Annotated in this window: 26 protein-coding genes; 14 read left to right on the forward strand and 12 right to left on the reverse strand. The window is 57.7% G+C overall.

The window, feature by feature from the left end; translation table 11 throughout:
* Positions 1 to 5 precede the first annotated feature (5 nt).
* On the reverse strand, positions 6 to 554 hold the full coding sequence (locus ABDX87_RS20050) for a hypothetical protein (RefSeq protein ID WP_346829447.1): 549 nt from the start codon (positions 552 to 554) through the stop codon (positions 6 to 8).
* 108 nt (positions 555 to 662) lie between these two features.
* Between ABDX87_RS20050 and ABDX87_RS20055 the strand changes: the two genes are divergently transcribed.
* Entirely contained in the window at positions 663 to 1088 is a 426-nt protein-coding gene (locus ABDX87_RS20055; protein WP_346829448.1) for a cell wall hydrolase, read from the forward strand.
* On the forward strand, positions 1085 to 1612 hold the full coding sequence (locus tag ABDX87_RS20060) for a DUF2514 domain-containing protein (protein WP_346829449.1): 528 nt from the start codon (positions 1085 to 1087) through the stop codon (positions 1610 to 1612). The genes ABDX87_RS20055 and ABDX87_RS20060 overlap by 4 nt, the downstream gene beginning before the upstream one ends.
* A 392-nt stretch (positions 1613 to 2004) precedes the next feature.
* Here the strand turns inward: ABDX87_RS20060 and ABDX87_RS20065 are convergent, their stop codons facing one another.
* Entirely contained in the window at positions 2005 to 2214 is a 210-nt protein-coding gene (locus ABDX87_RS20065; protein ID WP_346829450.1) for a hypothetical protein, read from the reverse strand.
* A 177-nt stretch (positions 2215 to 2391) separates the two neighbouring features.
* On the opposite strand from ABDX87_RS20065, the gene ABDX87_RS20070 reads away from it, so the two are divergent.
* Positions 2392 to 3186, forward strand: a complete 795-nt coding sequence (locus tag ABDX87_RS20070) for a DNA adenine methylase (protein WP_346829451.1) — start codon at positions 2392 to 2394, stop codon at positions 3184 to 3186.
* A gap of 23 nt (positions 3187 to 3209) precedes the next feature.
* Entirely contained in the window at positions 3210 to 4097 is an 888-nt protein-coding gene (locus ABDX87_RS20075) for a hypothetical protein (RefSeq protein ID WP_346829452.1), read from the forward strand.
* Positions 4098 to 4423: 326 nt separating this feature from the next.
* Here the strand turns inward: ABDX87_RS20075 and ABDX87_RS20080 are convergent, their stop codons facing one another.
* Positions 4424 to 4948 (reverse strand): hypothetical protein, encoded by a 525-nt coding sequence (locus ABDX87_RS20080; RefSeq protein ID WP_346829453.1) that lies wholly within the window; start codon positions 4946 to 4948, stop codon positions 4424 to 4426.
* Between the two features lie 738 nt (positions 4949 to 5686).
* Between ABDX87_RS20080 and ABDX87_RS20085 the strand changes: the two genes are divergently transcribed.
* From ABDX87_RS20085 to recX, 3 genes are all read left to right on the forward strand, one after another.
* Positions 5687 to 6187 (forward strand): CinA family protein, encoded by a 501-nt coding sequence (locus ABDX87_RS20085; RefSeq protein ID WP_346829454.1) that lies wholly within the window; start codon positions 5687 to 5689, stop codon positions 6185 to 6187.
* Positions 6188 to 6272: 85 nt separating this feature from the next.
* Positions 6273 to 7337 carry a recombinase RecA gene (gene recA, locus ABDX87_RS20090; protein WP_346829455.1) on the forward strand — a complete coding sequence of 355 codons (1065 nt, stop codon included), beginning with the start codon at positions 6273 to 6275 and terminating at the stop codon, positions 7335 to 7337.
* An 11-nt stretch (positions 7338 to 7348) separates the two neighbouring features.
* On the forward strand, positions 7349 to 7819 hold the full coding sequence (gene recX, locus ABDX87_RS20095) for a recombination regulator RecX (RefSeq protein WP_346829456.1): 471 nt from the start codon (positions 7349 to 7351) through the stop codon (positions 7817 to 7819).
* A gap of 87 nt (positions 7820 to 7906) precedes the next feature.
* On the opposite strand, the gene ABDX87_RS20100 is transcribed toward recX, so the two are convergent.
* Entirely contained in the window at positions 7907 to 9022 is a 1116-nt protein-coding gene (locus tag ABDX87_RS20100) for an LOG family protein (RefSeq protein ID WP_346829457.1), read from the reverse strand.
* A 494-nt stretch (positions 9023 to 9516) separates the two neighbouring features.
* Between ABDX87_RS20100 and ABDX87_RS20105 the strand changes: the two genes are divergently transcribed.
* Positions 9517 to 9708 carry a hypothetical protein gene (locus ABDX87_RS20105; protein ID WP_346829458.1) on the forward strand — a complete coding sequence of 64 codons (192 nt, stop codon included), beginning with the start codon at positions 9517 to 9519 and terminating at the stop codon, positions 9706 to 9708.
* 7 nt (positions 9709 to 9715) lie between these two features.
* Here ABDX87_RS20105 and ABDX87_RS20110 read toward each other — a convergent pair whose 3' ends face one another.
* The gene (locus ABDX87_RS20110) at positions 9716 to 10141 is read right to left on the reverse strand and encodes a quorum-sensing-regulated virulence factor family protein (protein WP_346829459.1); all 426 of its coding nucleotides are present in this window, start codon (positions 10139 to 10141) and stop codon (positions 9716 to 9718) included.
* Between the two features lie 220 nt (positions 10142 to 10361).
* On the opposite strand from ABDX87_RS20110, the gene ABDX87_RS20115 reads away from it, so the two are divergent.
* Positions 10362 to 11090 (forward strand): tRNA-uridine aminocarboxypropyltransferase, encoded by a 729-nt coding sequence (locus ABDX87_RS20115; protein WP_346829460.1) that lies wholly within the window; start codon positions 10362 to 10364, stop codon positions 11088 to 11090.
* A gap of 73 nt (positions 11091 to 11163) precedes the next feature.
* Here the strand turns inward: ABDX87_RS20115 and ABDX87_RS20120 are convergent, their stop codons facing one another.
* Complete coding sequence (locus ABDX87_RS20120) at positions 11164 to 12054, reverse strand: DMT family transporter (RefSeq protein WP_346829461.1); 891 nt, start codon at positions 12052 to 12054, stop codon at positions 11164 to 11166.
* Positions 12055 to 12280: 226 nt separating this feature from the next.
* Between ABDX87_RS20120 and erdR the strand changes: the two genes are divergently transcribed.
* Together erdR and ABDX87_RS20130 are read left to right on the forward strand one after the other, a co-directional pair.
* The gene (gene erdR, locus ABDX87_RS20125) at positions 12281 to 12928 is read left to right on the forward strand and encodes a response regulator transcription factor ErdR (protein WP_346829462.1); all 648 of its coding nucleotides are present in this window, start codon (positions 12281 to 12283) and stop codon (positions 12926 to 12928) included.
* Between the two features lie 105 nt (positions 12929 to 13033).
* Positions 13034 to 13402 carry a diacylglycerol kinase gene (locus ABDX87_RS20130; RefSeq protein ID WP_062382795.1) on the forward strand — a complete coding sequence of 123 codons (369 nt, stop codon included), beginning with the start codon at positions 13034 to 13036 and terminating at the stop codon, positions 13400 to 13402.
* 27 nt (positions 13403 to 13429) lie between these two features.
* Here ABDX87_RS20130 and ABDX87_RS20135 read toward each other — a convergent pair whose 3' ends face one another.
* Positions 13430 to 14356, reverse strand: coding sequence for a LysR family transcriptional regulator (locus ABDX87_RS20135; protein ID WP_346829463.1), 927 nt, complete (start codon positions 14354 to 14356; stop codon positions 13430 to 13432).
* A gap of 121 nt (positions 14357 to 14477) precedes the next feature.
* Between ABDX87_RS20135 and fpr the strand changes: the two genes are divergently transcribed.
* The gene (fpr, locus tag ABDX87_RS20140; RefSeq protein ID WP_002554680.1) at positions 14478 to 15257 is read left to right on the forward strand and encodes a ferredoxin-NADP reductase; all 780 of its coding nucleotides are present in this window, start codon (positions 14478 to 14480) and stop codon (positions 15255 to 15257) included.
* A gap of 277 nt (positions 15258 to 15534) precedes the next feature.
* Here the strand turns inward: fpr and tsaA are convergent, their stop codons facing one another.
* From tsaA to ABDX87_RS20155, 3 genes are all read right to left on the reverse strand, one after another.
* Entirely contained in the window at positions 15535 to 16239 is a 705-nt protein-coding gene (gene tsaA / locus ABDX87_RS20145; RefSeq protein ID WP_346829464.1) for a tRNA (N6-threonylcarbamoyladenosine(37)-N6)-methyltransferase TrmO, read from the reverse strand.
* A gap of 17 nt (positions 16240 to 16256) precedes the next feature.
* Positions 16257 to 16718 carry a DUF1456 family protein gene (locus ABDX87_RS20150; RefSeq protein ID WP_346829465.1) on the reverse strand — a complete coding sequence of 154 codons (462 nt, stop codon included), beginning with the start codon at positions 16716 to 16718 and terminating at the stop codon, positions 16257 to 16259.
* Positions 16719 to 16784: 66 nt separating this feature from the next.
* Entirely contained in the window at positions 16785 to 17495 is a 711-nt protein-coding gene (locus tag ABDX87_RS20155; protein WP_346829466.1) for an rRNA pseudouridine synthase, read from the reverse strand.
* Between the two features lie 162 nt (positions 17496 to 17657).
* On the opposite strand from ABDX87_RS20155, the gene ABDX87_RS20160 reads away from it, so the two are divergent.
* On the forward strand, positions 17658 to 18653 hold the full coding sequence (locus ABDX87_RS20160) for an alpha/beta fold hydrolase (protein ID WP_346829467.1): 996 nt from the start codon (positions 17658 to 17660) through the stop codon (positions 18651 to 18653).
* A 400-nt stretch (positions 18654 to 19053) separates the two neighbouring features.
* Here ABDX87_RS20160 and ABDX87_RS20165 read toward each other — a convergent pair whose 3' ends face one another.
* Together ABDX87_RS20165 and rimO are read right to left on the reverse strand one after the other, a co-directional pair.
* Positions 19054 to 19509, reverse strand: coding sequence for a GNAT family N-acetyltransferase (locus ABDX87_RS20165; RefSeq protein WP_346829468.1), 456 nt, complete (start codon positions 19507 to 19509; stop codon positions 19054 to 19056).
* A 111-nt stretch (positions 19510 to 19620) separates the two neighbouring features.
* Positions 19621 to 20958: a 30S ribosomal protein S12 methylthiotransferase RimO gene (gene rimO, locus ABDX87_RS20170; protein WP_346829469.1), complete on the reverse strand. Its 1338-nt coding sequence runs from the start codon at positions 20956 to 20958 to the stop codon at positions 19621 to 19623.
* A 270-nt stretch (positions 20959 to 21228) separates the two neighbouring features.
* Here rimO and ABDX87_RS20175 point away from each other — a divergent pair, with 270 nt between their 5' ends.
* Positions 21229 to 23127: a potassium transporter Kup gene (locus ABDX87_RS20175; protein WP_346829470.1), complete on the forward strand. Its 1899-nt coding sequence runs from the start codon at positions 21229 to 21231 to the stop codon at positions 23125 to 23127.
* Positions 23128 to 23238: the final 111 nt, after the last annotated feature.

Consider the following 23238-nt stretch of genomic DNA (forward strand, 5'->3'; position numbering starts at 1 on the left):
ATACCCTAGTTGTGCATAGAGTCGAATGTCTTTTCCTCACCATATATAGATTTATACCGAAGAAAGATGTGCGCTCGAAGGCGTGCCTTGTTCTTGACCTGTTCAAGAATCTCTTTGCTCGCGCAAGTTATTGAGACAATCTCAATCGTTGTTCCAGGTGATATGAATGATCCAATTGCGACAGATTGATGTGAGAACTGATCATCTCGTATGCCTGCTAAGAGTTTTCTAACCGCATCTGGCAAAGTTTCATCGGTATCAATTTCTACGCCATCAATAGTTATTTTAGCCTCCACAAGGATGGCTGGGCCGACTCCATTATTAGTAATCGAATATTTATAAATGTATGAGTTCTCAAGCAGTGTTGTATGTGTCATAGAATCAAGGTGGGGAGTTACTGACAGTCGATTGTGTTTTTTTGTTGCGTTATTCTGGCTCCATGTAAACCATAGGGCGATGAATGCAGGCATCGCCGTTAACGCGAGCGTAACCCAATCCTTCCAGTCTTTCTCAGCTTGAACTCCATATATTACGTATTCGATCGTTTGGCTCATGATCAATACCCTGACAATCCTTGGTTACGAATTTCTGAATGTATTTGTAATCGTCAGTTTAAGCACAGCCCGCCGCGCGCGGGCTTTTTTTCGCCTGGAGAAAAGTGAATGTCTGTTACCGATAAAGATCGTGATGTGCTGGCGCGCACGCTGTGGGGTGAGGCCCGCGGGGAAGGGCTAGCCGGTATGGTGGCCGTGGCCTGGTCGATCCGGAACCGGGTCGAGGATGGCAAAGAGAAGTCGTGGTGGGGCGAAGGCTACGCCGGCGTTTGCCAGAAGCCGTACCAGTTCAGCTGCTGGAACAAGGGCGATCCGAATCAACCGTTCCTGACGGGCGCGAAGCAGATTCCGTTCCGTGAGCTGGCGCAGTGCCGGATCGCGGCCGACCAGGTGATTGACGGGAAGGTGGCGGACCCAACCAATGGGGCGACTCACTATTACGCGGCCAGCATGCCGTCGGCGCCGAAGTGGGCGAATGGTGCGAAAAAGACGCTCACCCTGGGCAATCACATTTTTTTCAAGGATGTGCCATGAGTCCTGCAGGTGCGCTTTACCTGAAAATCGGCAGTGCGTTGTCGGTACTGATCGCAATCTCCGTCGTCCTCTACGGCGCTTATAGCCATGGTGAGTCGGTTGCCGACACTCGCTGGGAAGCCAAGGCCGCCGACCAGCAGGCCTTGCAGGCAAAGGGCCTCGCAGCAGCGACAACAATCAATCGGAATGAAGAGCAACGCCGGCAAGCGGCGATTAACCAGGTGGGAAAAGATGCGCGAGAACAAACGAAGTCTGCAGTTGCTGATGATGCTGGGGCTGATGCTGCTGGTGACCGGGTGCGCAAGCAAGCTGGAGCCTTTGCTGTTGGAGCAAGCTGCGCCCCCGTCGATCCCGGAGCTGCCCGCCGAAGCGCATCAGCCACCCGCGCCGCAATGGTGCTCTCCGACATGTTCCAAAGGGCTGACGAACGAGCGGGAGAGCTGGCGAAAGCTTATGACGCAGCCCGAATAGCAGGTCTGGCCTGCGAGCGGTCGTATAGCTCTCTGCGGGCAAGGGAGCGGTAATTAGTTACACCGGACAAAGCGGTCCTGTCGGCCATTGGAATTCTTCTACTGGCAGCTCGGAGAGAATCTCCCGCAGGCTGGCCCAAGGGTATTGATCTCGCCATGCCCAATTCGGGCAAATGTCTTGATGCACGAAAGGCTCAAAGTTTTTACTGGCGGGTTGGGTGGCAGCGCACTTTGTGCAGCCTATCCGGCCACCGGCAATCAATGACCAATGCTTTGTCCAGTGCAGCATGCGGATGTCGCTCCCGTCGTAAACCGGGATCGATATGCAATCGTCTGGAAGTTTTGGATGAGCAGTATCATTCGTCACAACGCTTCTCCTGTAATGCCTGTCCGGTATTTCAGGCGGAAGCCGGCGAAGCCAAAGCGGGCAGCCAATGCTAATTCGCTCAAATCCCCTTCAGTTCGGCGCGCAGCTGGTCACGCTGTGAAGCCAAAGCGATGTTCATATCGATCAGCATCGCGATGTTCTTCCTGCACCGGCTCAGATCAACCTGAAGCGTGCGGCACTCTTCAATGAGTAACCGGGATTGCTGCTCGAGCATCTCTTCGCGCGTGAATTCGTCCGTCCAGCAATCTTTGTCAGCATCAATACCCATGGCTCCAATACCTCGGAGTCGATTAGTGAAAGGAGCGATCGGCCAAGGTGCGCTAACACCCTGGCCGATCACCAAACCCGCAGCCCTTTACTGCAAGTTCAGCCACGTCTCCTGCCTTGTGCACAAAGCAAGGCAGAGTCTAACAACTGTTTATCCATACAGTAAAGGTCGTAATTCATGTCCAGTCCTATCGTCCCTTGGATGGGCGGCAAGCGCCGTCTTGCCGACCGTCTCATCCCTCTTTTCCCGCCACACGAATGCTACGTTGAAGTATTCGCTGGAGGCGCGGCCCTCTTTTTCATGCGGCCCCAAGCGGCGCCCGTCGAGGTCTTAAACGACATCAATGGCGACCTGGTGACGCTGTATCGCGTTGTCCAAAATCACCTTGAAGAATTTATTCGGCAGTTCAAGTGGGCGCTCAGCTCGCGTCAGATCTTCGAATGGCAAAAGATGACTCGCCCGGAAACGCTCACGGACATCCAGCGCGCTGCGCGTTTTTTCTACTTGCAGCAGCATGCGTTTGGGGGAAAAGTTTCGGGGCAGACGTTCGGCACGGCCACGACTGGCCCGGCCATCAACCTGCTTCGGATTGAAGAAAATTTATCGGCAGCTTGGCAGCGGCTTGCGGGCACGCATGTCGAAAATCTGCCTTGGCTTGAATGCGCGGAGCGTTACGATCGTCCTCATACCTTCCATTACATGGATCCGCCTTACTGGACCACGGCGGGTTACGGCGTAGACTTCGCCTTCGACAACTACGAGCGGATGGCTGAATTTATGCGTAGGAGCAGGGGGAAAGTCATGGTTAGCATAAATGACCATCCACAGATTCGGCGGGTTTTTGAAGGGTTTCACACTGAATCATTGGAAATTAACTATTCAAATTCTAATCGGCGGACTAATTCTGCTAAAGTTTCTAGTGAACTGTTAATAATGAACTGGACGCCAGGAATGCTCGATGGACTTTTTTAATAAAATATGGAGTGTAAAAGCGCATGGCCGATAGTCGAGAATTAGCGAAAGTTATTGGGAATACGGTATCGTCTATGGGGGAGGTTGATGATATTCAATACAAGGAATATCAGGAGCATCGTAACGTAATTAGGGCATTTTCAAACGAATTCGATTTGCTCCGCATGGTGGTGGAGTCCTATGATGATTTTATGAGTCATCTTGAGAAAGTTGCAGAAAATTTGGCCTCTGCCAAAGAGATGCTCAATCAAAGCGTCTTCGATCCCCTCGCATTCACTTCAGGTCGTCTATTATTGTCGTATCTCGCTGCTACGAGGACCTTCTTAGATCATACGCAAACTTCCCTAGCTCGTGAATATGGGAAGAAGTCCGATCAGCTAGCTTACTTTAAGTTGCTGACTGCGCGAGAGCATGATGAGCGTATCTCTTACAGGCTTCTTTATAAGCTGCGTAACTATGTCCAGCATTGCGGGATTCCGCCAGTCGAGTTTGCAGTGCAGCACGAGCCTGGCGTTGGGATCAATATTGACTTGACTATGTCGCCCGGAACTTTGCTGTCCGTGTACGATGAATGGGGGGCATTTGTAAAAAAAGATCTACAGGAATGTGAGGGCCCGATTTATCTCGTTGGTATCGTGGATGAAAATTTGGAGTCGTTAAAGCGAATTTATCTTTCGCTATATGTAAGTAACAAGGCGACTGTGGTTCGGCAAAGTTATTCTTGGGTTTGTCAGCTGATTGGAACTAATAGTCCAGAGGACATATTTTGCTTTTTTAATACGCCGGCAGAGGCCGGAGCCAGAACAGGTCCTGTAACCTTCAAAATGGAGTGGATACCAACTCAAGCTCTCCGGCAGGTAAATTGGGTGGAGGCTGAGCTTGCGGAGTTTCAGGAAGATGGAAATATCTAACGGGAAAACGGAATGCCAGCGGGCTGACGGGGAAGAATTCTAGTCTGATCGGGGCGGGGTGCGGTTATGTGCCGCTGGTGAGCAGGAGGCGGAAACTCTGGCGGACATCTGATTTGTACGTGCCCGTTGGAAACCCTTAGAAGAGTTTGGAGCGGTGAAGGGAGTCTTACCCTCGCCATCGACTTGGGAAGCAGACGGCGAGGGTGACAATCAGCGCTTATTAATCTTTTCAGCGTGGTTAAGGACCATTATAATCTCTGGTTTTTTTGCGGCTGGGTTTGGCTTCGGCTTTTCCACCGGCTTAGCGTCAGCTTTTTTTTCGTCGGTCATATTCCTACTCCGTTGGGAAATGCTGCGATCCAGAAGTAAAGCACAAGGCTCATGCCTAGTAGGCATGTTGAGCAAAATATTTCTCTGTACGCACTTTCTAAATAGTCTGTCTTTGCCTTAAGCACTGGTCTCGCCAGCTGCAATGCATCTTGGCAAGATTCTGCGAGGAGGCTGTACATAGTGATCAGCTCCTCCTCCTCAGCCAGCACATTCACGGTTTTACCAATGGCGACTGTGGGGCTGTCCGACAGTTTGATGCTGTTGAAGATACGAAACCACACGGAGAAGAGCGCAATAAAGGTCAGTCCTGTGAGTGTCAAAAATGCCCACCCTGTGAAGCCCAGGGAGCTCATCTCTCGTAGTTTTGAGGATGCTGCGTTGATGAGTGCCGTGTAGGCAACGATCCCGATGCTTAGGATGCTTAAAAAGCGACTGGCTTTCTCATCCAGCTTTTTATATCGGTCAAGCTCTTCGTCCAACGCTTTTTTGGAAAGCTCGTACAGGAATTTGTAATTTTCCATTAGACCTCGTGACGCGCAGGTTTCTGTCGCTGAAGTGACGATTACCAGGTGAAGCTTCGTTTAAAAGCATGGGGCAAAAATGGGGCAATCCGTACGCCATCCTATGCCATTTTATGCCCTTCGAGCGTTGTGCAACTTCCTCCGATATCCGCCTGCAGGCCATATCTTGTGAGGCCTACAGACAGTTTTTACGCTAATACCCGAGCACAATGGGGGTGTGCGAAGAGAGGTCGGAAATTGCTTTATTCATCAGTTATTTAGGCAAATTCGTTGGGAGATTGAGGCAAATGAGGAGCGTCGCGTGGAACTCCACCTACGTGGGCCGACGTCAGATCCGATTGCTTTTTCGATGGGCGCAAGGTTACCACGCACGTTCGCAGGCCGCAGGTTCGGGTTATTCGTTGCCTCACGTTTCCGAAGCGACACAAGGCGCTCAGGCCTGTCTAGGCTGTCGAGGCTGCTGTCCGATTCCGGGCAGGCATTTCCAAAAAGGACTTTATGTATGCGACGTAAACGCGGAAGGGATTCCACCAACGGACGTTTTATCACCCTCGAGGAAGCGCGTCGGCGGCCTCGGGAAACCATCATCGAAACCGTCAGGAAACGATGCCCCGAAAAACAGGAGCGCACCTAGGTGACGGGAGCACGCGTGGCCGGGGTTTCAGTCACGCGTCGTCTTGCGCATGAGCAACGCTCGTGTAGCGTGTGCCCATTGTGTGATCGATAGAGGAGCGTTTCGTGGACGACATCACTCAACTGGCTGTCACGCTGGGTCAGTGCCTGCGTGAGTCAGGTGCGCAGGTCAGCACCGCTGAATCCTGTACCGGTGGCGGGATCGCTGAAGCGATCACGCGTATTCCGGGCAGTTCGGCCTGGTTCGAGGCGGGGTACGTTACATATTCCAACCGCCAGAAGACGCAACAACTGAATGTGCCTGAAGCGTTGTTCAGTCAGGTGGGCGCAGTCAGCCGGGAGGTGGTCGAGGCCATGGCCCTGGGTGCTCAACTCCACAGTTCGGCGCAATTTTCGGTCGCGGTCAGCGGTGTTGCGGGCCCCGATGGAGGTTCTGCAGAGAAGCCGGTGGGCACCGTCTGGATTTGCTGGGGTGCTGCGCAACGGTTGATTGCGCAGCGCTTTCAGTTTGCCGGCGACCGTGATGCGGTGCGCCGACAAACGGTGAAGGCCGCGCTAGAGGGGCTGATCCAGCTCAGTCGCGGAGAAATACCAAATCAGGGGTAGGCGCGCGCCTAACCCTGTGGAATAATACTGTCTACTTATACAGTTATATCGGCCATCAGGCCTAACCGATTACGAGAGGACTTCAATGGACGACAACAAGAAGAAAGCCTTGGCTGCGGCCTTGGGTCAGATCGAGCGTCAGTTCGGCAAAGGCGCCGTGATGCGCATGGGTGACCATGACCGCCAGGCTATTCCTGCTATCTCCACCGGCTCGCTTGGTCTCGATATCGCGCTGGGTATTGGCGGCCTGCCAAAAGGCCGGATCGTTGAAATCTACGGTCCTGAGTCTTCCGGTAAAACCACGTTGACCCTGTCGGTCATCGCCGAAGCACAAAAGATGGGCGCGACGTGTGCGTTCGTCGACGCCGAGCACGCACTTGACCCAGAGTACGCCGGCAAACTGGGCGTCAATGTTGACGACCTGCTGGTTTCGCAGCCGGACACCGGTGAACAGGCGCTGGAAATCACCGACATGCTGGTGCGCTCCAACGCAATTGACGTCATCGTCGTCGACTCCGTTGCCGCGTTGGTGCCAAAGGCTGAAATCGAAGGCGAAATGGGCGACATGCACGTCGGCCTGCAAGCCCGTCTGATGTCTCAGGCGCTGCGTAAGATCACCGGTAACATCAAGAACGCCAACTGCCTGGTTATCTTCATTAACCAGATCCGTATGAAAATCGGTGTCATGTTCGGCAGCCCGGAAACCACCACCGGTGGTAACGCGCTGAAGTTCTACGCCTCGGTTCGTCTGGACATCCGCCGTACCGGCGCGGTGAAAGAAGGCGACGAAGTGGTGGGCAGCGAAACCCGCGTCAAGGTCGTGAAGAACAAAGTAGCGCCTCCGTTCCGTCAGGCTGAATTCCAGATTTTGTACGGCAAGGGCATCTACCGTAACGGCGAGATCATCGACCTGGGCGTGCTTCACGGTCTGCTGGAGAAATCCGGTGCCTGGTACAGCTACCAAGGCAGCAAGATCGGCCAGGGCAAGGCCAACTCGGCCAAGTTCCTGCAGGACAACCCGGAGATCGGTGCGACCCTGGAGAAGCAGATCCGCGAGAAGCTGTTGACCGCCGCACCTGATGTCAAAGCCCAGTCGTCCCGCGTTGCCGAAGACGACATGGCTGAAGTCGAAGCTGACGCCGATCTCTGATTGTCGCCGTCATGCCGGTAGTGCTTGATACGCCCGTCGCCGTACGGCGTACCGCAATGGACCTGCTCGCACGTCGCGAGCACGGTCGAGTCGAGCTGACGCGTAAACTGCGTCAGCGCGGCGCCCCGCCTGAAATGATTGAAGCCGCCCTCGACCGTTTGACGGAAGAGGGTTTGCTTTCAGAATCCCGTTACCTCGAAAGTTTTGTCTCCTACCGTGCCCGGTCCGGCTATGGCCCTTTGCGCATTCGTGAAGAACTGGGGCAGCGAGGTCTGCAACGTTCCGATATTGAGCAAGCGCTGCGGGAGTGCGGTGTCGATTGGCGAGAAAAGCTGGAAGAGTCCTGGCAGCGAAAGTTCGCCGGGCAGTTGCCCAGAGACGCCCGGGAACGCGGCCAGCAGATGCGCTTTCTGAGCTATCGCGGGTACCCGCCGGAGCTCATCAGTCGCTTGCTAAGTGGGAAGGGCGGCGACGATTATTAGTCGCTTGCCTCGATAGAGGCGCGATGTGAGGTATGTCCCACGCGAGGCGTGGGAACACCCATCTAAAGCCTGCGAGCGGGCTGCTTGTCACGTCGCCTGCATTGGTTCTCGTCCGCGTGACGGTTTCGCATCCGCCGGTTTTGCCCAGTTCTCGCTCTGGTTAATGAAATCCACCAGCATGCGCAGTCGCCCGTGGTTGCGCCCGTTGAAGGTGAACGCCAGCCGCGTGAGGTGGCTGAACTGTTCTTCGTCATGCTCTTCCTGATGCCCGTGCTGATGAAAGTGATCGCTCAAACGCAGGTCGGCAAACGCCTCCTGAATATGGGCCAGGGCTTTCTCGCTCAGTGCGTGGTGCATGCGAATGACGAAGGTATTTTTCAGCCAGCGGCTTGAATGGAAGTTGCTGTAGAACTGGTTGATCTCTTCGACCGCTTCGTCGGCGCTGTACACCAGTTTCAGCAGGTTCATGTCGGTGGGCAGGATATAGCGGTTGGCCTCGAGCTCGTTTCTGATAAACGTCAGTGCGCCTTCCCAGAACGTGCCGCCAGGTGCATCCAGCAACACAATGGGTACCAGCGGGCTTTTGCCCGTCTGAATCAAGGTCAGGACTTCCAGCGCTTCGTCCAGTGTGCCGAACCCACCGGGGCAGAGCACCAGTGCGTCCGCTTCTTTCACGAAGAACAGCTTGCGGGTGAAGAAGAAGTGGAACGGCAGCAGGTTGCCAGTGCCATCCACAGTGGCGTTCGCGTGTTGCTCGAAGGGCAGGGTGATGTTGAACCCCAGGCTGTAATCCAGTCCCGCGCCTTCGTGGGCCGCGGCCATGATGCCGCCGCCGGCTCCGGTAATGACCATCAGGTCGGACGCGGCGAGTTTCATGCCCAGCTCCCGGGCCAGGGCGTACATCGGATGCTCGACGGGCGTGCGGGCGGAGCCGAACACCGTCACTTTACGGCGACCCCGGAACTGTTCGAGTACGCGGAAGGCATTGTCCAGCTCGCGCAGTGCCTGGAGGGTGATCTTGGCGTTCCAGCGATTGCGGTCGTCCTGAGCCATGCGCAGGACAGTCAGCATCATGTCCCTGTACAGCGGGAGGTTAGGGCTGTTGGGCGCGACCAGGTTCAACTGTTCGTCGACCTTGCGGGTGAGGTCGACGCCGTTGCCCTGGAAGTGACGAGACAACACATCATTGGGTACGTAAGGCATTCAGGCTTTCTCCTTCTGCAGAATCATCGATCCTGCCTGTCTCGACAGGATCACGACACCTCATGCGTCGCTGCTGATAGCCCACCTCTGGCGAGGGTCAAGTACGGGATGGCGTCGTATGGCGCCACACTGATTCTGCCTATGTCCTTGGGTTGAAAAGAAAAACGTTGAGAGTGACGACAGTGAAAGGCAACCCCCTTTTGCCTATAGAACGTGACGGAAACAGGACTGTCCGGGTAAACCAATGGCTTGATGATGTGCCCGAAACGTCGATGCTGGCAACGACTCTTTCTGCGGGCCGTTGAATGTTTTTTCCGCTCGTCGGAGAGCACGGTCAGCGCTTTTGCGTCTGATTTACTGAATGACAGGGCAGGATAATGCCTTTGCAACCTGGATAGCGTCGCCGCGTGGCATCGCGTGCCCCTGCTGCGGCCGGAAGTCATCGAGGTTTGCCCGCGCAGGTACAGCGCGTGGACGAGCCAAGGAGGGATGAAATGGAAATCATCAGGCTGGAAGTCGATCAGGACCTGTTCCGCTCACTGAGCGAGGCGGCGCGGTGCAATCATTCGACGCTGGAGCAGGAGTGCGTGAAACGCCTGAAACAGAACGGTAGACGTTCTAATTATCTGCAGGCGCTGGTGGCCGAGTTGCGCGCCGAGGATCAGCAGCGGCGCGCGACGCACTAGAGAGGGGTTATTTCTTCTTGGCAGGTGGTTTCGCGGCGCAATCAGCGGCAGTGATCTGCTGAGTGGTGATCGGGCGATTGGTTTTGTATTCCGTGAACTCGTAGCGCAGGATTGCGCCCTTGGCCATCAACTGACGGTAACCCGGGTTGCGGCACACACTCGTGCCCAACTGACGCCCGACCAGTTCAGGGTTCTCGCGCATTTGCTGGGCTTGACCCGCCTGAACGCTCAGGTGGTCGATGAGGATCTTTCCTTCGACCGTGTAGCCTTGGTCAAGAATGTCTTCGCTGATCGCATTGGGCTTTCCGACGTTGCTTTTCGCCGCGACTTGTTCCAGCTCTTTGTTCAGTTCGTAATCCTGTTTGGACGCCGCGTTGGCGCACAGCGGAGCGATGAGCAAAAGCGTGAGAGCGGGGGCGATGAGGCGCAGCATTGGATTCTCCTGGGGCAGTGAACGTCGTTGGACCGGTAACGTCCACGGGCGTTCACTCGTGACATAGGGCTTTCAAGGCCGGCCAGTATAGGTGAGTCGCATCGACGGACACCAGTGAACCGGGCGCCTCTGATAGACTGCGCCGACTTTTTTCCTGCCGGATATTCATCGTGTCACTGTCTTCCTGCCGTCCAGCGCTGCGCTTCGGGTGCCTGACCTCATGAGCCACGCTGTCTCGCGTTTACGCGCTGAACGATTGGCCCGCAGCACCAAGCCTTTCATTGCACGCGGCTCGCGGGCGCCACGGTGCCCTGGCTGTCGGGTCATTGAGAGTTATTGCCTGTGTGCCTGGAAGCCTTCGGTTAACGCGACGTCGGCCGTGTGCCTGTTGATGTACGACACCGAGCCTTTGAAACCTACCAACACCGGTTGGTTGATCGCCGACGTGATCAAGGACACCGAAGCGTTCACCTGGTCGCGAACCGACGTGGATGAAAAGCTGCCCGCGCTGCTGAATGATCCGCAGTGGCAGCCCTATATCGTGTTTCCGGGAGAGTTCGTCGCTGCCGAGCGGGTGGTGACAGAGGTGAGCGTTGCGCCGGGCAAGCGCCCGCTCTTCATATTGCTCGACGCGACGTGGCCGGAAGCCCGCAAGATGTTCCGCAAAAGCCCGTATCTGGATCATCTGCCGGTGCTGAGTCTGGCGCCGGAGCAGATGTCGCGTTACCGCTTGCGCCGTTCGAAGCGCGACGATCATTTCTGCACCGCAGAAGTGGCGGCCCTGTGCCTGGAACTGGCGGACGATCAACAGGCGGCCGGGGTGCTGGATGCTTACCTGGATGTGTTCAGCGCCCATTACCTCGGGGCGAAGTTTCAGCGGCCCATTGATCCGGACGACGCCCCGCACAGCCATCTGAAAGCGTTCATCCAGGCGACCGTCCCGACCTGATGTCGCCCGGCGTATTCAAGTTGAAAGTGCCCCGTCGCAACCTTTGATAAGCCGACCCGACCTCAGGAATGATTCAGTGGGCGATGTCAGCTTTCCTTGGCCACAACTGCGCCAACAGCATCCCCGCCAGCATCAGCGCGCAGCCCGCATAACCGCGTATTTGCAGTGCTTCGCCCAGAAGCCACGCACCCGCAATGGCGGCAAACACCGCCTCAAGCGAGAGGATGATCGCGGCGTGTGAGGCGATGGCATGCTTCTGCGCGACCACCTGCAAGGTGTAACCGATCCCCACGGCGACCACGCCGCCGTACACCAGCGCGGGCCCCGCTGCGACTATGGCGTCCATCGCAATGGGTTCGAAGATCAGGGCCAGTATCAGGCTGACGACCGAGCACGTCGCGAACTGAAGAAAGGCCAGGCGAATCGGGTCGTGGCGGCTCGCGAACACCCCGACCAGAATCACATGGCCGCCCCAGACGAACGCGCCCATCAGTTGCAGCCAGTCTCCGGAGGCGACATGGAAGTTGTCGCCTACGCTCAGCAAGAACATTCCGATGACGGCCAACAGGCACCCCAGCCATGTGCCCATGCCGGTTTTATGGCCCAGGAACAGGCCCAGCAGCGGAACTACAATCACATAAAGGCCGGTGATGAAGCCTGAGTTGGTGACGCTGGTGAACAGCAGGCCGACCTGTTGCAGGTTGATACCCAGCGCCAGTGCGAGGCCCATGACAATCCCGCCTTGCAGCAGGCCGCGGGTCAGCAACGGTTCGGGACCGGGCCCTGTTGCAGAGCGGCGCAGCACCAGCGGCAGCAGGCAAAGCGAACCCAAGGCGAAGCGCAGCCCGGAATACAGATAAGGACCAATGTGATCCATGCCGGCGGTTTGCGCGACGAAACCGGTGCCCCAGATCATCGCGGTCAAAAGCATGAGCAGGTCCGCTCGCAGGGCGTGTTTTTGCATGATGGCGCTCGGAAGAATCGGGGGCGCAGACTGTGCCGCAAAGCGCCGAACTTGACCACCCCGAGTTCGCTGGGCATCCTTGGCGCCGCATGAGTGCTTGAACGCCACTCCCTGCGTGCGCTGGCGTTGTTTGCGTCGTTCTGACGCGCCGTAAAAAAGGTGGCCTTTCCCGATGCCATCGTGAGCGCTGAATCCGTCGGCACTCACCTATAAACAGGATCATGAAATGACCTACGAAATCCTGATCGCCGATGACCATCCCCTGTTCCGCAGCGCTTTGCACCAGGCCTTGACCTTGGGCTTGGGCCCTGACGCTCGACTGGTCGAAGCGGAAAGCATCGCCGATCTGGAAGCGCGTTTGACCGAGAAGTCCGATTGGGATCTGGTGTTGCTGGACCTCAACATGCCCGGCGCGTACGGATTCTCCGGGCTCGTGCTGCTTCGCGGACAATACCCGCAGGTGCCGGTGGTCATGGTGTCGGCGCAGGAAGAGGCGGCCGTGGTGGTCAAGTCAAAGGAGTTCGGCGCCAGCGGTTTCATTCCGAAGTCCAGTTCGCTGGAAACCATTCAACTGGCCGTGCGCACGGTCCTCGACGGCGACGTTTGGTGGCCGCCGCAGGTCAACGAAAATGTCAGCGTCTCGCCGGAGGCCAAGGCCGCCAGTGAGGGGCTCGCCAGCCTCACCCCGCAGCAGTTCCGCGTATTGACCATGGTCTGTGAAGGCTTGCTGAACAAACAGATTGCCTATGAATTGAGTGTGTCCGAAGCCACCATCAAGGCCCATGTGACCGCGATCTTTCGCAAGCTGAACGTGCGAACGCGCACTCAGGCAGCTTTGCTCTTGCAACAAATGGAATCGATTTCGCCCAACTGATGTGTCTGTTTCGGCACTATTCACGGCCTCCAGCGGCCGTTCTTCACACTTTTTTGACCGCCGCTGAACTAGCCTCCACCGTCTTCTTTTATCAGTAGTTTTCCTATGACGTCGCCTTTTAAAGGTCAAACCGGCCTTAAACGTATCCTCAACGCTTCCGGGTATTCACTTGACGGTTTGACCGCCGCGTTCAAAGGCGAAGCTGCGTTTCGCCAACTGGTGTTGCTCAACGTCATCTTGATCCCCGTGTCGTTTCTGTTTCATGTCAGCCGGGGAGAGCGTGCGATTCTCATCGCCGTGTGTTTGCTCGCGCTGATCGTCGAGTTGCTGAACTCGGCCATTGAAGCGGCCATTGACCGGATTTCCCTTGACCGCCACCCGCTGTCCAAGAATGCCAAGGACATGGGCAGCGCGGCGCAGTTCGTCGCGCTGAGCATGATCGCTGTGGTCTGGGCGTTGATTTTGCTGGGTTGACCGGACCCGCGTGAGCCCGGTGTCGCATCAGGCGATGCTGGGCAGCACGATCTCGTCGCTGCGGCTCACGCCTGCCGTGAAGGCGCGGCAAAGGTCCAGGAATTCGCGGATGGCTGAGGTCTGGTATTTCTGCTTGTGCCAGATGAAGTAGAACTGGCGAACAAGGTCCAGTTCCGGTGTTTCCACCGCCACCAGACTGCCCCGGCGAAAGGCGTCACGCAACGCTAGCCGTGAAATGCAACCAATCCCCAGTCCGGATTCCACCGCGCGTTTGATCGCCTCGGTGTGCTCAAGCTCAAGGCGCACATTCAGGCTGTTGAGGTGATGACGCATCGCCTGATCGAACGTCAGGCGCGTGCCGGAACCCTGCTCCCGAAGAATCCAGGCTTCCTGCGTCAATTCCGCCAGCGTGGCGTGCCCGCGTCTGGCCAACGGATGTTGAGGCGCACAGAACACCACCAGCTCGTCCTCCACCCAGGTTTGCACCTCGATGTCGGGGTGGCTGCAATCGCCCTCTATCAATCCCAGGTCGATTTCGTAGTGCGCGACCTGCTGCACGATATTGGCGGTGTTCTGCACATGCAGCTTCACCTGGCTTTCCGGATGACGTTGCATGAAGCTGCCGATCAACAACGTTGCCAGGTAATTGCCGATGGTCAGTGTCGCGCCGACCGCCAGCGACCCGAAACCGGACTTGCCGTTGAGCAGGTCTTCGATTTCCTTGGCCTGATCGAGCAACGCAACGGCTTGGGGCAACAACTGCCGCCCGGTGGCATTCAGGCTCAGGCGTTTACCGGCGCGATCGAACAGTTGGCAACTGGATTGCCGTTCGAGCTCGGTGATGGAGGTGCTGGCCGCAGATTGCGACAGGGAAAGCTGCACGGCAGCGCGGGAAACGCTTTCCTGCTGGGCCACGGCGACGAAGACTTGCAGCTGACGGAGAGTAAATCGCATATCTATATAACCGATAACCCATATCTTGATAATTCAGTTAACAGATATTGTGTCTCCCACTAGAATATCGCGCAATGGCGCTTTGACCGGCGCAGGCACATTTCAGGAGTTCCCACGTACCATGAGCAACATGAATCACGAGCGTGTCCTCAGCGTTCATCACTGGAACGACACCCTCTTCAGTTTCAAGTGCACCCGTGATCCAGGTCTGCGCTTCGAGAACGGTCAGTTCGTCATGATCGGTCTGCAGCAGCCCAACGGGCGCCCGCTCATGCGTGCCTACTCCATCGCCAGCCCGAACTGGGAAGAGCATCTGGAGTTCTTCAGCATCAAGGTGCCGGACGGCCCGCTGACGTCGCAGCTGCAGCACCTCAAGGAAGGCGATGAGATCATCATCAGCAAAAAGCCTACGGGCACGCTGGTGCTGGATGACCTCAAGCCAGGTAAACACCTGTACCTGCTCAGCACCGGCACCGGTCTTGCTCCGTTCATGAGCGTGATTCAGGACCCGGAGACCTACGAGCGTTTCGAGAAGGTCATCCTGTGCCACGGTGTGCGTTACGTGAACGAGGTCGCCTACCGCGAGTTCATCACCGAGCACCTGCCACAGAACGAATTCTTCGGCGAAGCGCTGCGTGACAAGCTGATCTACTACCCGACCGTTACCCGCGAGCCGTTCGAAAACGAAGGCCGCCTGACCGACCTGATGCGCAGCGGCAAGCTGTTCAGCGACATCGGTCTGCCACCGATCAACCCGCAGGACGACCGCGCCATGCTGTGCGGTAGCCCAAGCATGCTCGACGAAACCAGCGAAGTGCTGAACAGCTTCGGTCTGACCGTTTCGCCACGCATGCGTGAGCCGGGCGATTACCTGATCGAGCGTGCGTTCGTCGAGAAGTGATCCTGACGCTGCAGGTGTTCCTGCCTGCAGAAGATTTTCCTGACTGAAGATATTCAGCGTTTGTTTACTGCAGCCCCTTCCCGAGCAAGCTCGGTCCCACAGGGTTTGCAGGTGGCTGGACATCGTGGCTTCACGCGAAGCCCTGTTGTGGGAGCGAGCTCGCTCGCGAAGAGGTCAGTGCGGGCGCTAGTGGTTTAGTGCCTGACAAAAAAACCGCCTGGAGGTCACGGACCAGGCGGTTTTTTTGTGGGCGATCGTCGGGTGTTGTGCAGCGGGATCAATCGGACGCGAGCACGACTTCCAGCACCCGAATCAGACCTGCTTGCGGATAATGCCAGCGGACGTCCAGATCCCAGAATTGCGCGCCGTACACCCGCTCTGGCGCAGGCACTTGATACGCGGGTCGTGGATCCTGGGCCAGACACTGATCGATCAGCTCAACCAGCGGCTCATCGAGGCGCAAGGCATGTTCACGGGCTTGAACGAGTGCTGCATCTGCCCACTGCACGGGAATCAGCGCTGGCGCGGCGGCAGCCATGTGATTGCTGGCATCGGCAACAACGTCGGCATAGGGCACGTAAGGCTTGATGTCCAGCACCGGTGTGCCGTCCAGCAGATCAATGCCTGACAGCCACAAGCGTCCGGCCTCGACCTTTTCAAGCTTCACCACCGATTGACCCATGCCGTTGGGCCGATGCGTGGCACGGGTGGCGAACACGCCCACCGACTGGTTACCCCCAAGACGAGGAGGGCGCACCTTCAGCCGGGGTTTGTCTTCCAGTGCTTGATGGAACAAAAACAGCAGCCAGACATGACTGACCTGTTCCAGTCCTTGTACGGCCTCACCCTGATCGAAAGGCGCCACCAGTTCGAGCACGCCACGGGCGGCCGGTGCCAGTTGTGGCTGGCGCGGAATGGCGAACTTCTCCTTGAAACAGGAGCGCACGAAACCGATGGGAGAGACGCTGTAGCTTGGGTTCATCGAGTCATCGACAGCAGTCAGCCGCGGACGCGCAACGTCAGCCCGCGCAGGAAATTACGCAGCAACTGATCGCCGCATGGGCGGTAGTTGTTGTGCCCGGCCTTGCGAAACAGGGCGCTCAGCTCAGGCTTGGAGACAGGGAATTCGGCGGCCTTGAGGATGGCGTGCATGTCATCTTCCTTCAGCTCGAAAGCGACGCGCAGCTTTTTCAGGACGATGTTGTTGGTCATCGGCAATTCGATAGGCAACGGGGGCCGTGATTCATCCTTGCCGCGCTTGAAGAACACCAGGCCGTCGAGAAAGTAGGCCATGACTTCGTCGCTGCAAGGCTCGAAACCTTCTTCTTCGTCTTTCTTCATGTAGGCCATGATCTGGGCCTTGGTCACGTCGAAGCCGCCCAGCTTGATGATATCCACCACCTTGCTGTCGCTGATATCGAGCATGTAGCGGATGCTACGCAGTACATCGTTGTTCATCATGATGCGTGAGTCCTGATCAATCGTGTGTGAGCGCGCGCGGGTGCTGCGCAGCGCTGGAAATTCGGGTTAGAACTTTTCTTTGTCGGTCATGTAGCGCCATTGGCCTTCCGGCACCTTGCCGATCGAGACACCGCCGACGCGGATCCGCCGGATCGACACGACTTTCACGCCGACCGCCTCGCACAGTTGCGCGATGACGCCGGGCTGCGGGTTCTTCATGGCAAAGCGCAGACGGGTTTCGTTCTGCCAGCTGGCTTTGACCTTGGGCAGTTCCTTACCCTTGTACATCAGGCCGTGGTTCAGGCGGTTGAGGCCGTGAGCAACCATTTCGCCGTCGATCTCGACCACGTATTCCTGTTCGATCTTGCTGCGGTCGTCGGTCAGCTTGCGCAGGATTTTCCAGTCCTGGCTGAACACCATCAGGCCGCTGGCATTGGCCTGCAGCGTGGAGATGGCTTCCAGGCGCAGGAAGTGGCCCTTGAGCGGACGCTTGCTGAAGCTGTGCTCAGCCGACAACGACTCGGGCGTAATCAGCGACAGGGCTTTGTCAGGGCTCATGCCGGCGGGCGCGTTGAACAGAATTGTCACGGCTTCAGGGGTGACGGCCTTGGCATCCGGGCTGAGGACGACGGTCTGGTTCTCGACCTTGAATTGCGGCTCGTCGACGACAACGCCGTCTACCGTGACCCAGCCGCCTTCGATGAACAGTTCGGCTTCGCGGCGCGAGCAGCCGACCTGCTCGATAAGGCGTTTGGAAAGGCGAATGGGGTCAGTCATGAGAAAAGCCGTAACAGAAGGGAAAGGCGCCTATTGTACCCGTGCAAGCACCGTTAATCGCGGCAACATTGAAAATGCTTCTTGAATGAGACTCCATCTGAAGGATTTTTCCCGGAGCGGCGTTAGTTCGCTCTCGATTCCCACTTTGTCTGGAGCTTTTTCATGACCAAATGGATACCCGCGCTGCTGATGGGCGTCAGCTTGCCTTTGCTGGCGGCGCAGTCGCCTTCCTATGGCCCACAGCTGGAAGGGTTTCAATACCCGTTTCCGGCGCAGAATTTCAGCTTCGAGTCCCAGGGTGCGCAGGTGCAGATGGGTTACATGGACGTCAAGCCCACCGGCACGCCGAACGGCAAAAGTGTGCTGATGCTGCATGGCAAAAACTTTTGCGGCGCGACCTGGGAGGGCAGCATCAAGGCGCTGACGGCGGCAGGCTATCGCGTGGTGGCGCCGGATCAGATTGGCTTCTGTCGTTCCAGTAAACCCGCTGACTACACCTATACATTTGAGCAGTTGGCGCAGAATACAAAGGCATTGCTGACCCGCTTGGGTATCGACCACGTCACTGTCGTCGGTCACTCTATGGGTGGCATGCTGGCGACGCGTTTCGCCCTGATGTACCCGGATCAGGTGGATCAACTGCTGTTGGTCAACCCGATCGGCCTTGAAGACTGGAAAGCCAAAGGCGTGCCCGATCGCAGCTTTGACGACTGGTACGCCCGTGAACTGAAGACCAGTGCCGAGAGCATCCGCAAGTATCAACAGTCGACGTATTACGCCAACGAGTGGCGACCGGAGTTCGATCATTGGGTCGACATGCAGGCCGGCATGTTCAACGGCAAGGGCAAGGAAGCGGTGGCCCGGGCGTCGGCGCAGACCTACGGGATGATCTTCAATCAGCCGGTGTTCTACGACTTCGAAAAGCTGAAGATGCCGACGGTGTTGTTCATCGGGCAGAAGGACAACACCGCCATCGCCAAGGACGCCGCGCCGGAGGCACTGCGCAAAACGCTGGGCAATTATCCCGAATTGGGCAAGGCGGTCGCCAAGCGCATTCCGCAGGCGACATTGATCGAGTTCGCCGGGTTGGGGCACGCGCCGCAGATTCAGGATCCGCAGCAGTTCAATAAGGTACTGCTGGAGAGCTTGAAGCGCTGAGCGAGTCGCTGATTTCTGCCTGACGCTCTGCACGAACAAAATGTAGCCGGCTTGCTGGCGAATGCTGTAGATCAGCCAGACATCAACGTGTCTGACTCAGCGCTTTCGCCAGCAAGCCGGCTCCACAGGTTAGATGTCGACCACAAATCATCGAAACGACGCAGTACCTGTAGGAGACGTCCGAGGTTACGAGGGCAGCGAAGGCGGTGTTTCAGTCACATCAATGGCGAATGACACACCCCATTCGTCGGAATGCCGCCCAGAGCAAGCTCGCTCCCACAGGCATTGCGCCAGCCGCGAATCGGGGTAACGCCGCAATATGTAAGGACAGGTCGGAGGTTACGAAGGTTTGGGGGTTGCCCCCCCAAACATAGAATCTCCTACAGGGCATGCGTTACGTTCAATGTTTTCGTTTCAACCGCATCCGCAACATCGGATACGGCCGTCCCAGACCGTCCACCTCAGAGCGGCCCACCTGCTCGAATCCCTGCTTCTCATAGAACCCCAACGCCTGCGGGTTCTGCTCGTTCACGTCGAGCTCGGTCACGCGGTAGTGTTCGATCGCGTAGTCCAGCAGCTTCTTGCCCAGCCCCATCCCGCGATAATCCGGTGCGATGAACAGCATCTCCAGTTTGCCGGGAGTGGTCCCGCCGAAACCGGTGATGTTCAAGTGCGAGTCACGGGTGCAGAACAGGTTCACCGAGTCCAGGTACTGGGTCTCCAGTAGGTTTCTGAGGAGCGTGATGTAGTTTTCCGGCAGGAAGTCATGGGTGGCGCGAACCGAGGCCTCCCACACGCGGGTCAGTTCGGGGTAATCGTGCTTCTTGGGCAGGTAAATGACCGAGTGGTGGGTCATGTTGCCTCTTCTCCTGTGTGTCGTTGTCCTGATGTGGAGACGATAGCCAGAAAAAACAAACCCCGCCGTTTGAGGGGCGGGGTTTGTGATGAAGCTTGACCGGATCAGCGCTTAGACCGGTTCGGCCCACAGGTCGTATTCGTCGGCATCGACCACGCGGCACATGACCTTGTCGCCAGGCTTGAGATCACGATCGCTTTCGACAAAGACGTTCCCGTCGATTTCCGGAGCATCGAAGAAGGAGCGGCCCACGAAGCCTTGCTCGTCGACTTCGTCGATCAGCACTTCGATTTCCTTGCCGATCTTCATCTGCAGGCGTGCGGCGCTGATGGCCTGCTGGTGCGCCATGAAGCGGTCCCAACGGTCCTGCTTTACATCGTCCGGCACGATCGGAGCGTCCAGCAGGTTGGCGGGCGCGCCTTCGACTGGCGAGTACTGGAAGCAACCCACGCGATCAAGCTGCGCTTCGGTCAGCCAGTCCAGCAGGTACTGGAAGTCTTCCTCGGTTTCGCCCGGGAAGCCGACAATGAACGTCGAGCGGATGATCAGGTCCGGGCACTGTTCGCGCCACTTCTTGATACGCGCCAGGGTCTTGTCTTCGAAGGCCGGGCGTTTCATCAGCTTGAGGATCTTGGGGCTTGCGTGCTGGAACGGGATGTCCAGGTACGGCAGGATCTTGCCCTCGGCCATCAACGGGATGATTTCGTCGACGTGCGGGTAAGGGTAGACGTAGTGCATGCGGACCCAAACGCCCAGCGAGCCGAGGGCCACGCAGAGTTCGGTCATGCGGGTCTTGACCGGCTGGCCGTTCCAGAAGCCGGTGCGGTACTTGACGTCAACGCCGTAAGCGCTGGTGTCCTGGGAGATGACCAGCAGCTCCTTGACGCCGGCCTTGACCAGGCGCTGGGCTTCGTCCAGCACGTCACCGACCGGACGGCTGACCAGCTTGCCGCGCATCGACGGGATGATGCAGAAGCTGCAGCTGTGGTTGCAGCCTTCGGAAATCTTCAGGTACGCATAGTGGCGCGGGGTCAGCTTGATGCCTTGTGGCGGTACCAGATCGATCAGCGGGTTGTGATCGAGTTTCGGCGGCGCGGCGTCATGGACGGCGTTGACCACTTGCTCGTACTGCTGCGGACCGGTCACGGCCAGCACGCTTGGGTGTACGTTGCGAATGACGCTTTCGTCCACGCCCATGCAGCCGGTCACGATCACTTTGCCGTTTTCGGCGATGGCTTCACCGATGGTGTCCAGAGATTCGGCCTTGGCGCTGTCGATGAAACCGCAGGTATTGACCACGACCACGTCGGCGTCTTCGTAGGTCGGCACGACCTCATAGCCTTCCATGCGCAACTGAGTGAGGATGCGCTCGGAATCGACCAGAGCCTTCGGGCAACCGAGGCTGACAAAGCCGACCTTGGGGGCGGCAGACGTGGTGACGGTGGACATTGACTAACCTCGGCGTAGGTATGCCTGGGCGACTGGCCGAGGCATTGATTGGGCGCTGGGTGCGCCTCTGATCAAAAAGTGCGCAATTCTAGCGATCAGTCGAGCGATTGACCAGTGTTATACCGAGAATTACGACGAGTGCTGCGCTATGCTTCGCGCCTTGAGCCCGGCGGCGGTGTCGACCGGGCTTATCGGAATTTACCGGTGTGAGTCAGGTCCATGGGACAGCACCGCACCGTTGTGCTCGAGTCATGGTTTCAGGAGTGGTAAATGGGTCACGCAACTAGTCAGGCCGAGGCCGGACATCAAACGGCGAAACCACTGAGTCTTCTGGTAGGCGCGGTAGGTGTGGCGTACGGGGACATCGGCACAAGCCCGCTGTATACGATCAAGGAAGTGTTTGTCGGTGGGTATGGTGTGCAGGCCAGTCACGATGCCGTGCTGGGTATTCTGTCGCTGATCTTCTGGTCGCTCGTCTGGGTCGTGTCGTTCAAGTACATGGCCTTGGTGCTGCGCGCCGATAACGACGGGGAAGGCGGCATCATGGCGTTGACCGCGCTGGCACGTCGGGCGTCGTCCAAATTTCCGAAACTGCAGGCGACCATGATCGTGTTCGGTCTGTTCGGTGCCGCGCTGTTCTACGGCGACAGCATGATCACCCCGGCGATCTCGGTGCTGTCGGCGATCGAAGGGATGGAACTGGCATTCGACGGCCTCGACCACTGGGTCGTGCCGATCGCGCTGATCGTGCTCGTGGCCTTGTTCCTGATTCAGCGGCACGGCACGGCGCGGATCGGCGTGATGTTCGGTCCGATCATGGTGCTGTGGTTCGTGACGCTGGGCGCGCTTGGCATTTTCGGCATCGCGAGTCAGCCGGAAGTGCTGCACGCGGTAAACCCGGTCTGGGCCGTGCGCTTCTTTATCGACCATCCCGGCATCGGCGTGGCGGTGCTTGGCGCGGTGGTGCTGGCGCTGACCGGTGCCGAAGCGCTGTACGCGGACATGGGCCACTTCGGTCGCAAGCCGATTTCACGCGCCTGGTTCGGCCTGGTATTGCCCGCGCTGGTGCTCAACTATTTCGGTCAGGGCGCACTGGTCATCCAGGATCCGGAAGCCGTGCGTAACCCGTTTTATCTGCTGGCACCGACCTGGGCACTGTTGCCGCTGATCGGCCTGTCCACGCTGGCGACCATTATTGCGTCGCAGGCCGTGATTTCCGGCGCCTTCTCCATGACGCTGCAAGCGATCCAGCTGGGCTATATTCCGCGTATGTACATCCAGCACACCTCGAGTGACGCCCAGGGGCAGATCTACATCGGTGCCGTGAACTGGGCGCTCATGGTCGGCGTGATTCTGCTGGTGCTGGGCTTCGAATCGTCCGGTGCGCTGGCGTCGGCTTACGGCGTTGCGGTCACCGGCACCATGCTCTGCACCACCATTTTGGTGGCATCGGTCATGCTGCTGGCGTGGAAGTGGTCGCCCTGGATTGCGGTGCCCATTCTGGCAGGCTGCCTGTTTGTGGACGGTATGTTCTTCGCAGCCAACGTCCCCAAAATCGTCCAGGGCGGGGCATTCCCGTTCCTGGCCGGTATCGTGCTGTTCATCCTGATGACCACCTGGAAACGCGGCAAGCAACTGTTGGTGGACCGCATCGACGAAGGTGGCCTGCCGCTGCCGATCTTCATCAGCAGTATCCGCGTTCAGCCACCGCATCGCGTTCAGGGCACCGCCGTGTTCCTTACCGCCCGCCCGGATGCGGTGCCGCATGCGCTGTTGCACAACCTGTTGCACAACCAGGTGCTGCACGAGCAAGTCGTGTTGCTGACGGTGGTTTATGAGGACACGCCACGGGTGCCTGCTCCCCAGCGTTTCGAAGTCGAAGCGTACGGGGAGGGCTTTTTCCGGGTCATCCTGCACTTCGGATTCATTGACGAACCGGACGTGCCGGCGGCGCTGAAGCTGTGTCATTTGCCTGATCTGGATTTCAGTCCGATGCGCACCACGTACTTCCTCAGCCGCGAAACCGTGGTGTCGACCAAACTGAAAGGCATGGCCCGCTGGCGTGAAGGGCTGTTCGCCTTCATGTTGAAAAACGCCAACGGCAACCTGCGCTTCTTCAAGCTGCCTTACAACCGGGTGATCGAGTTGGGGACGCAGGTGGAGATGTAAGCCGTCAGAGGGCGCCGGTATTCCTGTAGGCGCGTGGCTTGTCTCTGGGCCGCATCCGGACGACCTGCCGGGAACCGGCAGTCGATCCATACGGCGCGGTACATCTGACAA

It is taken from the genome of Pseudomonas abietaniphila, from assembly GCF_039697315.1.
Classification (GTDB): domain Bacteria; phylum Pseudomonadota; class Gammaproteobacteria; order Pseudomonadales; family Pseudomonadaceae; genus Aquipseudomonas; species Aquipseudomonas abietaniphila_B.